The sequence below is a fragment of the Hydrogenophilus thermoluteolus genome, assembly GCF_003574215.1.
In the GTDB taxonomy this organism is placed as follows: Bacteria; Pseudomonadota; Gammaproteobacteria; order Burkholderiales; family Rhodocyclaceae; genus Hydrogenophilus; species Hydrogenophilus thermoluteolus.
The window spans coordinates 1,870,568-1,884,947 of the sequence record NZ_AP018558.1 but is presented as its reverse complement, the minus strand read 5'-3'; the positions used below and the strand labels follow the sequence as shown (position 1 = coordinate 1,884,947).

Below are 14,380 nucleotides of genomic sequence, written 5' to 3'. Positions count from 1 at the left end.
GGCAAATCAGAACGGGTACCAATAGAGCGTGCGTCGTCCGGCCTCGTCGAGCGGTTGAACCCGGCCGGGTTCCCGATCGGGCAGGGGAAAAGAGTTGCTGATCAGCACCGCGCCAGGCGTCAGTTCCTTGCGCGCTTTGCGCGCCACCCGACCCATCGGTGCAGGCGAAAGGAATGCATAGACGAAATCGTACCCCTGCCACGATTCGGCAAAGATATCGCCGCTGCGATAAACGAGGTTGGGTTGTCCCTGCGCTTGCCAGCGCGCCCACCAAAGCGGCAACGGCGCGCTTTCGATGCCGACGAAGATGCCGTTGGGAAAGCGGCGCGCAAGCGGCAGAAGGAGCGCGCCGGTGCCGCTCCCCAGGTCGAGAAACCGAAAAGGGCGATCGGTGGGGAGCTGCTCCGCGATCGCCTCGACCGCCTGCGCGTTGGAGAGGTAGAGCGGGACGCGCGTCCGGATGGTGTTGCGAAAGATCAGCCACAAGGCGACGAATGCTATGAGGTACCAGTACGGTGCGATCGCGAGCCGTTGCGCGGCGATGATCGCGGGCATGAAGGCCAGATGGATCGGGATCCACCAGCGGTCGCTCGCAAGCAGCCAGGCGATGCCCGCAGCGCCGGCGGCTTGGATGGTGATGATCCAGGCCGGGGAGAGTCCACTTTCGCCCAGCGCACCCAGACGCGCTGAGACGTAGGCAAGCAGCCACCCCCCCAGTTGCGCGAGGAGCGCTTTGGCAATGGGGGGGAGTGCATGGAGCGAAAGGGTCATAGGTAAGCGTGCGGTTCGCCTTTGTCAGAAGGGGATGCTGGGGTGGAGCCGCGCGTCAGCGCAGCGTTTGCGCGCCATTTTGGGTGGTGTCATTCACGCTGACTGGCGCGTTGGTGTTGAGCGCATAGAGGTTCTGGGCGCGCTGCACCGCAAACGGCGTCTGGGTCGCTTCGGGTTGTGTCGGAGGCGTTGTGCTGTTGGGGGGTGGGGTAGGCGCACCGGCGGTGGCTTGCTGTGCAGCCGCCGAGAGGGAGACCCGAACGCTGGCCGGTGCTTGGGTCGGTTCGTTTACGGGGGGTGGTGGCGGTTGGCCAACGGTCGGATTTGGATTTCCGGACTGCGGTTGCGTGAGTCGCTGCACCTCCGCGGGCGACGCTGCCGAAGTGTTGAGCCGTTCGCCCGTTGGGCCGATGATGCCGAAACCAGCAATGGACATGGTTCGCTCCCGAAAGAAATGGATGTGGCTATTACCAGTATAGAAGCGAATGCGAAGAAAGGCAATGTGGTTCCTCAGTAGGAAAGGACCAGCGCTAACGCCAAGGGTAACACGACAAGCGCCGCGGCGTTGCCGACGAGTACCATCGAGGCGACGATCTCAGGCTCTTGGCGGTAGCGTTCCGCGAACAGGTAGTTGAGGACCGCTGGCGGGAGCGCGCCAAACAGGAGGATTTGCGCGGCGTCCCGTGGCGAGAAGGGGTGACCCAATGCGTTTGCTGCGAACAAAACGCCGATCGCGAGCGCCATTCCCGCAAGCGGGCGGGCGATCGCGACGATCAATCCGTCGACGAACGCCGTGATCTGCGCGGTGGCAAGGCGCACCCCCAACGCAAAGAGCATCAATGGGATCGCGATCTGCCCCACCATCTCGATCGCGGTTTGTAGCGGTGGCCACAAGGTGACACCGCTCATACCCACCGCAACGCCGGCGAACGAGGCGAGCACCACCGGAACCCGCCACACCTGCCACCAACGGAAGCGGTGGTCGAGCAGCCAAACGCCGTACGAAAAGTGGAGCAGGTTGCTGACCAAAAAGAGCGTGACGGCAGCGGGTACGGCGCTTTCGCCAAACGCAAGGAGTGCAAGTGGAATGCCCAGGTTGCCGCAGTTGTTGAACATCATCGGCGGCACGACGGTCTGCGCTGGACGTCGCATCGCTTTTGCCAAGAGCCAGCCGGCGGCGCCCGAGCCGATCACCAGCACGAGGGCCGCGAGCGCCAACGGACCGAACTGCGACCAGACGATCGGTTTGCTCGCAAGCGCATGAAAAACAAGCGCCGGAACGAAAACGTCCATGTTGAGGCGGTTCGCCACGCCCATCTCCGGGCGTTGTCGGGCGCCCACCCAGATCCCCAGAGCGACGATCGCAAACAGGGGAAAGAGGATCGCAACGATCCGGTTCGCCAGTTCCATCGCCGTCTGCTGTCACGAACGCAGTGGCAAAACCGTAGGGCAGGGCGTCACAGGACGTAACGCGCGAGATCTTCGCTCTGCGCGAGATCGCTCAGGCGTTGGTCGACGTCCGGTGCGTCGATCGTCACCGCATTGGGACATTCCGGGGTGCCCGCAAGGAACGCAATCTCTTCGAGCAGTTTTTCCATCACGGTGTAGAGGCGGCGTGCGCCGATGTTTTCGACGCGTTCGTTCACTTGCCAGGCGATTTCGGCCAGGCGGCGGACCGCAGCGTCGGTGAAAGTGAGCGTGACCCCTTCGGTGGCGAGCAGCGCCTGGTATTGGGTGATGAGGTTCGCCTCGGTTCGGGTCAGGATATGGACGAAGTCGTCGACGGTGAGCGGGTCGAGTTCGACGCGGATTGGGAACCGCCCTTGCAGTTCGGGGATGAGGTCGCTGGGTTTGCTGAGGTGAAAGGCCCCAGAGGCGATGAAGAGGATGTGGTCGGTGCGCACCGTACCGTATTTGGTGGTGACACTGGTGCCTTCGACGAGCGGCAGGAGGTCACGCTGCACCCCTTGTCGCGAGACGTCGGGGCCGCGTCCGCCGTCGGAGCCTGCGACTTTGTCGATCTCGTCGAGAAAGACGATGCCATTTTGTTCCGCGTTCGCGATCGCGCGGCGCTTGATCTCCTCTTCGTCGAGGAGTTTTGCGGCCTCCTCTTCGGTGAGCACCGCTTTGGCTTGGGCAATCGTCATTTTGCGCCGTTTTTTCTTGCCGCCGATCGCTTGGAAGAGCCCTTGCAGCTGTTCGGTGATCTCCTCCATGCCCGGAGGCCCCATCACGTGCGCCGCGAGTGCCGCTTCACGCACCTCGACCTCGATCTCCTTGTCGTCGAGCGCGCCCTGAAGCAGCTTTTCGCGAAATTTGGCGCGCGTTGCGCTCTCTTCCCGTGGAGGAGGTACGGCGGTTTCGTCGGCTGCGTTGGCAAAGAGGGCGGCGAGCCCAGTCGGTTCGGGTTCTTTGCGGGGGGGCGGAAGGAGGATATCGAGGATCCGCTCGATTGCCGCGGCTTGTGCTTTTTCACGGACCGCGGCGATGGCGCGTTCCCGCTCCTCTTTGACCGCGACTTCGACGAGGTCGCGGATGATGGTATCGACGTCTTTGCCGACGTAGCCGACTTCGGTGAATTTGGTCGCTTCGATTTTGACGAACGGCGCTTGCACAAGCCGAGCCAAGCGGCGTGCGATCTCCGTTTTTCCGACACCAGTTGGGCCGATCATCAGGATGTTCTTCGGCGTGATTTCGTGGCGTAGGGGCTCCGGAACCCGGGCGCGCCGCCAGCGACTGCGCAGTGCGAGTGCGACCGCGCGCTTCGCCGCGTGTTGCCCGACGATGTATTTGTCCAGTTCGGCGACGATCGCACGACAGGTGAGCGGGTTGTCACTCATTCCAGCACCTCGATCACGTGGTTCTCATTGGTGTAGATACAAATTTCGCCGGCAACCTTGAGCGCTTCGGCGACGATCGCTTGTGCCGAAAGCTCGCTGTGACGCAGGAGCGCTTTCGCAGCGGCGAGCGCGTAGGCGCCGCCCGAGCCGATCGCGACCACGTCGTCTTCGGGTTCGAGCACGTCGCCGGTACCGGTGAGGATGAGGAGGTGTTCGCGATCGGCCACCGCGAGCATCGCTTCGAGTCGCCGCAGGACGCGGTCGGTGCGCCAATCTTTGGAGAGCGCGACTGCGGCGCGCAGGAGGTGCCCTTGGTGTTTTTCGAGTTGCGCTTCGAAGCGCTCGAAGAGGGTGAAGGCGTCCGCCGTCGCGCCGGCGAAGCCGGCTAGGACTTTACCGTGGTAGAGGGTGCGGACTTTGCGAGCGGTTCCTTTGACGACGATCGCGCCAAGGGTGACTTGGCCGTCGCCGCCCAGTGCGACTTGACCGTTGCGGCGCACGCCGACGATCGTGGTGCCGTGGAGTGTGGTGGACATAGTGAAACGGTTTGGTGGGTTCAACGAGAAGTAGAGGCGTTATTGTCGACGAATTGCACGAATGGTGCAAGGCCGGCCAATGCAACGACCAATTGGAGCCACAGCGGCGCGTGAAGGAGCCGCAGAACGGGTTGCGCGGTGGACGAAAGACGGGGCGTGACTTGCCGGCGGATGAGGTGGCCAAAGCGCGCGAGGCTGCGAAACGGCCACGTCTGGAGCCGCCGTGCCTGGCAGTTGAGTGGTAGGTCTCCGGTGACCGCCGCGTCACCGATCCGCTTCAACAGGACGGTGACATGGTGGTCGGTCATTTGTGCCGGTAAGACCACGAGGTGGTCGGTCGCGGTGTCCGTTTCTAGGGCAGGTTGCGTTGTTTCTGGTTCGTCGGCGCTCTGGTTGGCGACGCGATCGAAACACCAATCGGGTGGGGTGCTGTCGAAGCGCAGCGCGTATTCGAGCGCGAGCGCTTCGGCTTCCTCTTCCCGCTTCGCGGCACTGAGCCAGAGCAGCAGCAATTGGATCTCTTCGGGGGTATGCAGAAGGGTGTTCGGGGATAGCAACACCAAGATGCCGTTGTCAAGGCCGCGCCAGCGCAGTCGCTTTCCCGCACGCAGCGTTTCGGCGAGCGCCTGCGTCAGTTCCGCTGCGGCTTCCGAAGCGATGGTGTGTACGTCCGAAAGGTCGAAGTGGAGCGTCGGGCTGTTGGGCCAGTGGGTGACGAAATCGTGTGCGTTTTGTGCGTTCAACTCCGCCGGCCACCGGATCCAGCTTCGTCGCTCGCTGTGGGTTTGCGCTGTGTCAGCCGCGGTAAGTGCAAAAGGGGCCAGTTCGCCGAAGGTGGCTGCGTAGTGTTCCGAGAGTTGCTCCAGCGCTTCCGCGGATCCGTCGAGCGTCAGCAGTTCATAGGCCAGTTGCCACAACGCGTGGTTTTCGGTTTTCGCAGCGATACGGGGTTTGAGAAGTGCCCATGCACTGGCGGTATTGCCATTGGCAATGTCGAGGGCGATCGCTTCGGTTTCCGTTGCGGAAAGACGAACGATCGCTTCCACGCCCTCTGCGAGCGCGGTGAGGTAGGGGGGCGGCGCGCCGAGCGCCCATCCGTTCGTGGCAAACCCATCCATGCGCACAATCCTAGCACGAGCAAGGGGAGAGACGCCAGCGGAGTAGCAAAAACGGAGCTTTCTTTGCTATAATTGCACACTCTCTGTCTTCGCCTTCTTGGTTACGATGTCGCAAACCGCCGATCTTTCGCTTACTCACCTTGTCTTGCAGGCAAGCCTTCCGGTACAGCTGGTGATGGCGCTGCTCGTGGGGCTTTCCCTGCTTTCGTGGTATTGGATTTTCCTCAAAATGTTGCACATTCGTGCGGCGCGTCGCGCCACGCAGCGGTTCGAGGTGCAGTTTTGGAACGCAGCCCGTTTGGATCAGTTGGCGGAACGGGTGGAGGCGCGGCTCGATCAGGCTGGACCGATGGAGTTGGTTTTTCTGGCAGGGTATCGGGAATGGCTGCGGCAAAGGGAGCGCGGCGGCGCGATCGACAGTATTCGGCGTGCGATGCAGGTGGCGTATCAGCGCGAGTTGGACGCACTCGAAGCGCATCTGGCTTTTTTGGCTTCGGTCGGGTCGGTGTCGCCGTACATCGGCCTGTTTGGTACGGTGTGGGGCATCATGAACGCGTTTCGCGGGTTGGCGAACATGACGACGGCAACGCTCGCCCACGTGGCGCCGGGAATTGCCGAAGCTCTGATCGCCACTGCGATTGGTCTCTTTGCCGCAATTCCTGCGGTGATCGCGTATAACCGTTTCACCCACGATATCGAGCGGCTCTCGGTGAAAATCGAAACCTTCATCGACGAGATGACCAATTTGTTGCAACGCCAAATCGGGCGTTGACGAGCCAGGCAAGGGAGCGAAGCGATGGCGCGTCGACGGGCGTTGATGAGCCAGATGAACGTCGTGCCCTACATCGACGTGATGCTGGTGCTGCTGGTGATCTTCATGGTCACCGCGCCGATGATCCAACTGGGGGAGGTGCAGCTTCCGAGCGTCGCGCAACTTCCCGCACCGACCTCGGAAGCCGCGGTGGTGGTGATCCACGCCGACGGTTCGATCGGCTTGAAAAAGACCGCAACGGCCCCAGAAGTGGCGATGGAGCCGCTCGCGCTGTTGCGCGCCTTGCGCGCGTTACAAGCGGAGCGCCCCGATTTGGCGGTGGTGATTGCGGCGGACCGCCGAGTGACGTACGAAACCGTGATGGGGATGCTCGATCGCCTGCGTGGCGCCGGATTTGCGCGTGTCGGGCTGCAGACGAGCACCGGCGAAGGTAGGAAAGACGCCGCCCCGCGGCCGGCGTCATGATCCGTTGACGATGAACGTATTGCGCCGTTCTGATGGCTTTCGTCGCGCGCTGGCATGGGTGCTGGCGGTGGCCGTCCATCTCTTTTTCGCAGCGGTTTTGCTCGTTTCGCTCGACTGGCAAAGCGCACCGCCCGCACCGGTCGTGGTCGATCTGGTGGCGCCGATCGCTGCGACCACGGAACGGGCGCGGACAGTGACGCCAGGGGATGGTGCTGCGGCGCGCGTTACTCCGAAACCGGAACCGAAACCGGAACCGAAACCGGAACCTAAACCGGAACCTAAACCGGAACCGAAGCCAGAACCGAAGTCAGAACCGAAGCCAGAACCAAAACCGGTGCCGAAATCGCAGCCGCAGCCTGAGCCGCAGATGGCAGTGAAAGCGGAACCGAAGCCAATGCCCAAACCGGAGCCGAAACCGGAGCCGCAGGCGACGAAGGCAGAGCCGAAGCCTACGCCAAAACCAGAACCGAAAACAGAGCCTAAGCCGGAACCTAAGGCTGAGCCCCAGCCAAAACCAGAGCCTAGGCCGGAACCCAAACCGAAGCCAGAGCCCAAGCCGAAGCCAAAACCAGAGCCGGTAGACGATTTTCAGCGGCTGGTACAGCGGCGTCTGGCTGCGGAACAGAAACCGCCGCAGGCGGAGTCACCGCATTCCGATCCAGTTCGGGAGCGGTTGATGGCGCTTGCCCAGGGGCGCAGTGGGGCGCCGTCTGGGGTCAGCGATGCGGCGCGGGCCAGCTATATCGATGCGATTCGCGCCAAAGTGCGCCAACACGTCGTAGTGCCGCCTGGCGTCGTTGGGAATCCGGAAGCGGTTTTCGACGTGGTGCAACTGCCCGACGGCACGGTCGTTGAGGTGCGTCTGGTGCGCTCGTCGGGGTTTGCGGCGCTCGATGTGGCGCTCGAACGAGCGATCCGCGCTGCGAGTCCGTTGCCGACTCCACCGGATCATCGTCTTTTCGCCCGTGAGCTGCGTTTGATTCTGCGGCCGCTGGCACAGTGACAATGTACTTGGTTTCGCTATAATGTCTCGTTCTGTTTCAAGGGATACCGGTGAGGTACCGATGGTCGGCATGATGCGCACTCTGGCCTGTTTGATGATGCTTTGGTGGCTGGGCATTCAGGTCGCTATGGCTCAGCTCGCGATCGAAATCACTGGCTCGAGCGGCCGGCAGATCGCGGTGGCCCTTCCTTACTTGGTAAACGAAGAGGCGCTCCCGCAATCGCTTACTGAGATCGTCCGTTCCGACCTCGAGCGGAGCGCACTTTTCCGCGTGGTCGATGTCGGCTGGATGCGGGCTCCGGAAGACCTGATTCCCGACTATGCCGCGCTCACGCAACGAGGTGCCGAAGCGGTGCTTGCGGGGTCGGTCTATGCGACGGCACCGGGGGTTTGGGAAGCGCGCCTCCGTCTTTTTGATACGGTGCGGCGCAGCGAATTGACCAACCGGGTGGTGCAGTTCAACGCAGGGCAATTACGCGCCGCTGCGCATCGCATCGCCGACCTGATCTATGAAGCATTGACCGGGGTGCCAGGGTATTTCACGACGCGGTTGGCGTATGTCGTCAAGAGTGGAAACCGTTACGAACTCAAGATCGGTGACTATGACGGCAGCCATGCCGCAACGGCGCTGGTTTCTCCAGAACCGATCATTTCGCCTGCCTGGTCGCCCGACGGGCATCAGCTTGCGTACGTTTCGTTCGAAAACAAAAAGCCGGTGGTTTATATCCATGAGGTGGCAACTGGCAGGCGGCGGGTCGCGGCCAATTTCCGCGGCTCGAACTCGGCACCGGCCTGGTCGCCCGATGGGCGCAAATTGGCAGTGACGCTCACCCAGGATGGGATCTCGCAGATTTACGTGCTCGATCTCACGCTCAATCGGGCGTTTCGCGTTTCGCGTTCCGGTTCGATCGACACCGAACCGGTCTTTTCTCCCGATGGGCAATGGCTCTATTTCACCTCGGATCGCGGTGGGTCGCCTCAGATCTACCGCATGCCAGCCACCGGGGGCGACGCGCAGCGCATCACCTTCGAGGGCAGCTACAATGTAAGCCCGGACGTCTCCCCCGACGGACGCGCCCTCACCTATATCACCCGAATCGACGGGCGGTTCCGAGTCGTCTACCACGATTTGACCGCGGGCTATCGGCAAATCCTGACCGATTCCGAGCGGGACGAATCGCCCGCGTTCGCCCCGACGGGTCATATGATCGTCTATGCCACCGAGGTCGGTGGCCGAGGGGTTTTGGCTGCGGTTTCGACCGACGGCCGGGTGCGTTTGCGTTTGAGCGCTTCCGGTGCCGACGTTCGGGAACCTGCGTGGGGGCGTTTGCCACGTTAAAAATTGTCTTCAACCTGTTCATCGAAAGGAGCTTGTCATGGGTCTTCATCTGCGCCAGTGGATGGTGGTTATGGTTGCACCGGCCGTTTTGGCAGCCTGTTCTTCGACACCAACCGAAGAGGGTAATGTTGGGGTGTCTGATCGCGATGTGGCTGCATCTGCGGTTGCAAGCGGTTCTCCATCCGAGGCTCTGTTGGCGGAGATCAAGAATCCAGCCCATCCTGCGCACCAACGCAGCATCTATTTCGATTTCGACCGCTACGAGATCAAGCCCGAGTACCAGTCGCTGGTGGTGGCGCACGCGCAACTGATGCAGAAATACCCGACGGTGAAGGTACTGATCCAAGGCAATGCCGACGAGCGGGGGAGTCGCGAATACAACCTGGCGCTGGGACAAAAACGTGCCGAAGCGGTGAAGCAAGCGCTTTCTGCACTCGGGGTTGCGGCCGAGCGCATCGAAGCGGTGAGCTTGGGCGAAGAGAAACCGGTCTGTACGGAACGGAACGAATCGTGCTATGCACAGAACCGGCGCGCTGATATCCTCTACGAAGGGGAGTTTTGAACCCAAAGGAGTCTAGCGTATGCGCGCGATACGGTGGGGAATGGTCATCGCACTCTCGTTGGCGAACCTGTCGCCTGCGTGGGCGCTGTTCGGTGACGACGCCAAACGGCTCGAAGCCCTACAGGGGCAGGTGCAGGCGCTCGAGGAGCGGGTCAACCGTCTCGCGCTCGACGCAGCAAACCGCGAAAACGCTCGGCAGCAGGAGCTAGCCCGACTGCAAGGGGCGATCGAAGAGCTGCGCTACCGCCTGGAACAACTCGAGAAGCGGCAAAAAGATTTTTACCTCGATCTCGATCAACGGTTGCGCGCGTTGGCTGGTGGCGAAGGGGCGTCGTTTGGGGCACCGCCAGCTTCCGGCGCGCCATCGAGTGAGATCGGGGGGGGCGCTGGTGGTGGCACAGCGGTGGCCCCCGCTGCCAGTTCTGGTGCGACCGCGCCCCAACCGTCTCGCGCCGAGGCGGCAGCGCTCTTTGGACAAGCGTTGCGCGAACTGCAAGCGCAGAAAACGGACGCGGCGCTCAAGGATTTCGAGACGTTCCTGGCTCGCTATCCGTCGGACCCGCAAGCGGTCGAAGCGCGCTTTTGGGCCGGTACGGCCGCGTTGCAACTCAAACAGTACGATAAGGCGCGGCAACATTTCGCGCGGGTGGTCTTCGACCACCCGGGGCACGAGCTCGTTTCCGACGCGATGCTGGGATTGGCCAATGCGCTGCAAGGTCTGGGCGACCGTAAAGAGGCCAACGACATGTTGAATCGTCTGGTCGAGCGCTATCCGAACACGCCAGCGGGTAAGATCGCGCGCGAGCGGCTGGGGCGATGAGTGAAGCGCTGCTGCGCGTCAGCGAGATTTTCACCTCGATTCAAGGGGAGTCGTCGCGTGTTGGTTTGCCGACGACCTTCGTTCGGCTGACCGGCTGTCCACTGCGTTGCCACTGGTGCGATACCGCCTACGCGTTTCAAGGTGGCTTGCGGCAAACGGTATCCGAAGTGGTTGCCGAAGTGCGCGCACGCGGTGTGCGTACCGTGTGCGTTACCGGTGGCGAACCGTTGGCGCAACCGGCGGTACATCAGCTGCTGCGTGCGCTTGCGGACGCGGGATACGACGTTTCGTTGGAAACGAGCGGTGCGTTGCCGATTGCCGACGTCGATCCACGCGTTGCCGTGGTGATGGACCTCAAAGCCCCCGGCTCGGGAGAGCACGAGAAGAACCTTTGGCAGAACCTCGTTGCGCTCAAACCCACCGACGAGATCAAAATCGTGATCGCCGATCGTGCCGATTACGAATGGGCGAAAATGGTGATTGCCGAGAAGCGGTTCACGGAGCGGTGCGCCGTGCTCTTGTCGCCGGTGGCCAACGCTTTACCGCCACACCAGTTGGCAGAGTGGATCGTTGCCGATAAGCTGCCGGTGCGGTTTCAGCTGCAATTGCACAAGGTTTTGTGGGGTGAGGAGCGCGGGCGATGACCGGGTACACGAAACCCAAAGCCGTGGTGCTCCTTTCCGGGGGGTTGGACTCGACGACGGTGCTTGCCGAAACCGCAGCGCGTGGCTACCAGCTTTACGCGCTCACCGTCGCGTATGGGCAACGGCACGCCGCCGAAATCGCCGCAGCGAAACGCGTGGCGCGTGCGTTTGCGGTAGTCGAGCATCGGATCGCGCAGGCCTCACTCGATGCGTTTGGCGGCTCGGCGCTCACCGATGCCGCGTTGGCGGTACCCGAAGACGGCTCGACGCGCACGACGATCCCCATCACCTATGTCCCGGCGCGCAATACCGTGCTCTTGGCGTTGGCGCTCGCGTGGGCGGAAGTGGTGGGCGCCACCGATCTCTTCATCGGCGCGAACGCCGTCGATTATTCGGGATACCCCGATTGCCGTCCGCCGTTCCTGGCGGCGTTCGAACACCTGGCCAACGTGGCGACGAAAGCAGGGGTAGAGGGGGCGCGCTATCGGGTGCATGCCCCGTTGCTCTACCTTTCCAAGGCCGAGATCATCCGTCGCGGCGTGGCGCTCGGGGTCGACTATGGGCTCACGGTGAGCTGTTATCAGGCCGACGCCGAGGGGCGCGCGTGTGGCCGCTGCGATTCCTGCCGTCTGCGTGCCGCGGGCTTTGCTGCGGCTGGCGTCCCCGATCCCACCCACTACCAGACGGGGTGACGCCCGATGCCCTCGCCCCAGGATCGTCGTCGCTACGATCTGTTGCTTGCGGGGCTCGACCTCCTCGATCAGGCGATCGCGGTCTTCGACGCCGAACCGAAACTGGTTGCGTGGAACCAGGCCCTGTCCCGCTTGCTCGACTTTCCGCCGGAGTTGGTCCGTGAAGGGACCCCTTTCGAGGCGTTCGTGCGCTTCAACGCCGAGCGGGGGGAGTATGGGGACGGCGAGATCGAAAAGCTGGTCGCGGAGCGGATGGCGGCAGCGCGCTCGTTTCAACCTCACTATTTCGAACGGCAACGCCCCAACGGTCAAATTCTCGCGGTGCGGGGCGTCCCAATCCCCAACCTTGGGTTCGTCTCCCTTTGGACCGACATCACCGAACTGCGGCGCAACGAACGGCTGATCGAAGAGCAGAACCTGCAGCTCGAGGCGCGCGTGCGCGAACGGACCCAGGAGCTCGCGCGCGCTTATCAGGAATTGCGCGAAGCGCAACATGAGCTCGAAGCCACCGCAGAGGCGCTGGCCTATTCGGAAGCGCGGTTGCGCTTGATCCTCGATTCGATCCCAGCGATGGTCGCCTACGTCGATCGCGACCAACGCTACCGCTACGCGAACCGCGTCTACGCCGAATGGTTCGAGACGACGCCCGAGGCGATCGTCGGGCAGACGATCGCCGAGGTGGTGGGGGCGGAAGCCTATGCGCAAATCGAAACCCATCTCGAGCGGGCGCTTGCCGGGGAGCGGGTCACCTACGAATACCACCGCACCCGCGCCAATGGCAAACGGGTCTTTGCCCGCAGTACCGTCGTTCCGGAAAAGCGGGGCGAGGAGGTGGTCGGTTTCTTCGTACTCTCGTTCGATATCACGGAGCAGCGGGCGCAACAAGAGGCGCTCATCCAGGCGCAGAAGATGGAGGCGGTGGGGCAGCTCACCGGCGGCATCGCGCACGACTTCAACAATTTGCTGACGATCATCCTCGGCAACCTGGAGGCGCTCGACGAAGCACTGACCGCGCGCGGGTTGGCGTCGCTGGCGCGCGAACATATCGCGCCAGCGGTTCGCGCGACACGCCGCGGCGTCGATCTGGTCAAGCGTTTGCTCACCTTCTCGCGGCGGCAGCCGATGGCCTTGGCACCGGTGGAGGTGGGCGAGCGGGTACGGGGGTTGGGAGTGCTCCTTGCCAGAACCTTGGGCGAACTGGTCACGCTCGACCTGCGCTTGCCCGAAACGCCGCTCTACGCCCATACCGACGGCCACCAATTGGAAAATGCGCTCCTCAATCTGGCACTCAACGCGCGCGACGCGATGGCTCCTTCAGGCGGCACCCTGACGATCCGGGTGTTGCCGTGCGAAATCTTTGCCGATTTGGCGGAGCGTTACGGCCTTACGCCAGGGCGTTACGTGCAGTTCGACGTAATCGACACCGGCTGCGGGATGGCGCCGGAGGTGCTCGCGCACGCGTTCGAACCGTTCTTTACCACCAAACCCTTCGGTCGCGGTAGTGGCCTTGGGCTTGCGATGGTCTACGGTTTCGTGCGCCAGTCGGGGGGCGCGATTCGTATCCGCAGCGAGCCGGGGGTTGGTACGACGGTCACCTTTGTCTTGCCGCAGTGCGAACCGCCTGCGCCATCCAGCGACCCTGGGCCTGCCGCGAAACCCGAAACCGCGCCGTGCGCCCTTACGGTGCTACTCGTGGAAGACGAACCGGAGGTCCGCCACCTTTTGCGTCAGATGCTCATGCGCCTGGGGCACCGCGTGCTCGAAGCCGAAAATGGTGCCGAAGCGCTCGAGCTCATCGAACACGTTGCGGAGATCGACGTGGTAGTCACCGACGCGGTGATGCCGGGCGGGTGCGACGGCGGCACCCTGATTGCCCGGGCGCGGACGGTGCGCCCGGGGTTGCCTGCGGTCTTGGTGAGCGGTTATTGGCACGAAGCCCCAGCACTACCCGATGTTCCGGCGTTGGCGAAACCGGTAAGCCAAGCGGCGTTGGCCGAAGCGCTGCGATCGGTTACCATCGCCCATGTGGCCCAAACGGTAACGCCGGAGGAGAAGCGGTGAGCGCGGTTCCCACGCTGATCGTCGAGGACGAACCCGACGTCGCGCAATTGATCGCCCGGGCGCTCGAACCGTTCGGCTTTGCGGTGACCCTGGTTGGCACTGCGCAGGCCGCACTGGCGCATTGTGAAACCACCCCGCCCGAATTGGCGATCATCGACCTTGGACTACCCGACCGCGACGGCTTAGACCTGTTGCGAGAACTGCAGACCCGCTACCCTTGCGCGGTGATCATCCTCACCGGGCGTGCCGCGGTGGCCGACCGGGTGCTCGGCCTCGAACTGGGGGCCGACGACTATCTGGTGAAACCCTTCGACCCGCGTGAACTTGCCGCGCGGGCCAAAACGGTGATGCGGCGCTACCAGGCTGCTGGAAGCGGCGAGAAGGGGGCTGCGACGCCTGGCGCGATAGCAGCTACGAACGCCGCGGACGAACGACAGGTAGCGCACTTCGGCGCGTGGCGTTTCGATGCCGCTACCTTCGCGTTGGTCCGCGACGACACTGAGCCGCTGACCCTTTCGACCGCCGAAGCGGAGCTTTTGCTCCGTTTCCTGCGGCAACCCAACCGCATTCTCTCGCGCGAACAGTTGGCTGGCGTGCGCGCGCTCGAAGCCTACGACCGCAGTATCGACGTGCGGGTCTCTCGCCTACGCAAAAAACTGGGGGACGACCCCCACGCGCCGAAAATCATCAAGACGGTTTATGGCGCCGGTTACCTCTTCGCGCTACCCGTCACGTGGCAAGCAGCATCGTGAGCCTA

General features: G+C 63.0%; 16 protein-coding genes. 10 read left to right on the top strand and 6 right to left on the bottom strand.

Annotated features, from left to right (window positions below; all coding sequences use genetic code 11):
* Positions 1 to 6: 6 nt before the first annotated feature.
* The 6 genes from HPTL_RS09195 to HPTL_RS09170 form a co-directional block, all read right to left on the bottom strand.
* Entirely contained in the window at positions 7 to 771 is a 765-nt protein-coding gene (locus HPTL_RS09195) for a class I SAM-dependent methyltransferase (protein WP_119335712.1), read from the bottom strand.
* Between the two features lie 55 nt (positions 772 to 826).
* Positions 827 to 1,207 (bottom strand): hypothetical protein, encoded by a 381-nt coding sequence (locus HPTL_RS09190; RefSeq protein WP_119335711.1) that lies wholly within the window; start codon positions 1,205 to 1,207, stop codon positions 827 to 829.
* Between the two features lie 74 nt (positions 1,208 to 1,281).
* Positions 1,282 to 2,175 (bottom strand): AEC family transporter, encoded by an 894-nt coding sequence (locus HPTL_RS09185; RefSeq protein WP_119336161.1) that lies wholly within the window; start codon positions 2,173 to 2,175, stop codon positions 1,282 to 1,284.
* Positions 2,176 to 2,228: 53 nt separating this feature from the next.
* Positions 2,229 to 3,611 (bottom strand): ATP-dependent protease ATPase subunit HslU, encoded by a 1,383-nt coding sequence (gene hslU, locus HPTL_RS09180; RefSeq protein WP_119335710.1) that lies wholly within the window; start codon positions 3,609 to 3,611, stop codon positions 2,229 to 2,231.
* Positions 3,608 to 4,147 (bottom strand): ATP-dependent protease subunit HslV, encoded by a 540-nt coding sequence (hslV, locus tag HPTL_RS09175; RefSeq protein WP_119335709.1) that lies wholly within the window; start codon positions 4,145 to 4,147, stop codon positions 3,608 to 3,610. Before hslV ends, hslU begins: the two co-directional genes overlap by 4 nt.
* Positions 4,148 to 4,167: 20 nt before the next feature.
* Positions 4,168 to 5,265, bottom strand: coding sequence for a hypothetical protein (locus HPTL_RS09170; protein WP_119335708.1), 1,098 nt, complete (start codon positions 5,263 to 5,265; stop codon positions 4,168 to 4,170).
* A 106-nt stretch (positions 5,266 to 5,371) separates the two neighbouring features.
* Here HPTL_RS09170 and tolQ point away from each other — a divergent pair, with 106 nt between their 5' ends.
* The 10 genes from tolQ (at position 5,372) to HPTL_RS09120 (ending at position 14,375) form a co-directional block, all read left to right on the top strand.
* Positions 5,372 to 6,037, top strand: a complete 666-nt coding sequence (tolQ, locus tag HPTL_RS09165) for a protein TolQ (RefSeq protein ID WP_119335707.1) — start codon at positions 5,372 to 5,374, stop codon at positions 6,035 to 6,037.
* A gap of 24 nt (positions 6,038 to 6,061) precedes the next feature.
* The gene (locus HPTL_RS09160) at positions 6,062 to 6,502 is read left to right on the top strand and encodes an ExbD/TolR family protein (RefSeq protein WP_119335706.1); all 441 of its coding nucleotides are present in this window, start codon (positions 6,062 to 6,064) and stop codon (positions 6,500 to 6,502) included.
* 10 nt (positions 6,503 to 6,512) lie between these two features.
* Positions 6,513 to 7,505 (top strand): energy transducer TonB, encoded by a 993-nt coding sequence (locus HPTL_RS09155; protein WP_119336160.1) that lies wholly within the window; start codon positions 6,513 to 6,515, stop codon positions 7,503 to 7,505.
* Between the two features lie 70 nt (positions 7,506 to 7,575).
* Complete coding sequence (gene tolB / locus HPTL_RS09150) at positions 7,576 to 8,844, top strand: Tol-Pal system beta propeller repeat protein TolB (protein ID WP_119336159.1); 1,269 nt, start codon at positions 7,576 to 7,578, stop codon at positions 8,842 to 8,844.
* A 37-nt stretch (positions 8,845 to 8,881) separates the two neighbouring features.
* Entirely contained in the window at positions 8,882 to 9,406 is a 525-nt protein-coding gene (gene pal, locus HPTL_RS09145; protein ID WP_197713664.1) for a peptidoglycan-associated lipoprotein Pal, read from the top strand.
* Between the two features lie 19 nt (positions 9,407 to 9,425).
* Entirely contained in the window at positions 9,426 to 10,226 is an 801-nt protein-coding gene (ybgF, locus tag HPTL_RS09140) for a tol-pal system protein YbgF (RefSeq protein WP_119335705.1), read from the top strand.
* Positions 10,223 to 10,870, top strand: coding sequence for a 7-carboxy-7-deazaguanine synthase QueE (gene queE, locus HPTL_RS09135; RefSeq protein ID WP_119335704.1), 648 nt, complete (start codon positions 10,223 to 10,225; stop codon positions 10,868 to 10,870). The genes ybgF and queE overlap by 4 nt, the downstream gene beginning before the upstream one ends.
* Positions 10,867 to 11,562 carry a 7-cyano-7-deazaguanine synthase QueC gene (gene queC / locus HPTL_RS09130; protein ID WP_119335703.1) on the top strand — a complete coding sequence of 232 codons (696 nt, stop codon included), beginning with the start codon at positions 10,867 to 10,869 and terminating at the stop codon, positions 11,560 to 11,562. The genes queE and queC overlap by 4 nt, the downstream gene beginning before the upstream one ends.
* 6 nt (positions 11,563 to 11,568) lie before the next feature.
* On the top strand, positions 11,569 to 13,623 hold the full coding sequence (locus HPTL_RS09125; protein WP_119335702.1) for a PAS-domain containing protein: 2,055 nt from the start codon (positions 11,569 to 11,571) through the stop codon (positions 13,621 to 13,623).
* A complete protein-coding gene (locus HPTL_RS09120; RefSeq protein WP_119335701.1) occupies positions 13,620 to 14,375 on the top strand; it encodes a response regulator transcription factor in 756 nt (251 codons plus the stop codon). Before HPTL_RS09125 ends, HPTL_RS09120 begins: the two co-directional genes overlap by 4 nt.
* Positions 14,376 to 14,380: the final 5 nt, after the last annotated feature.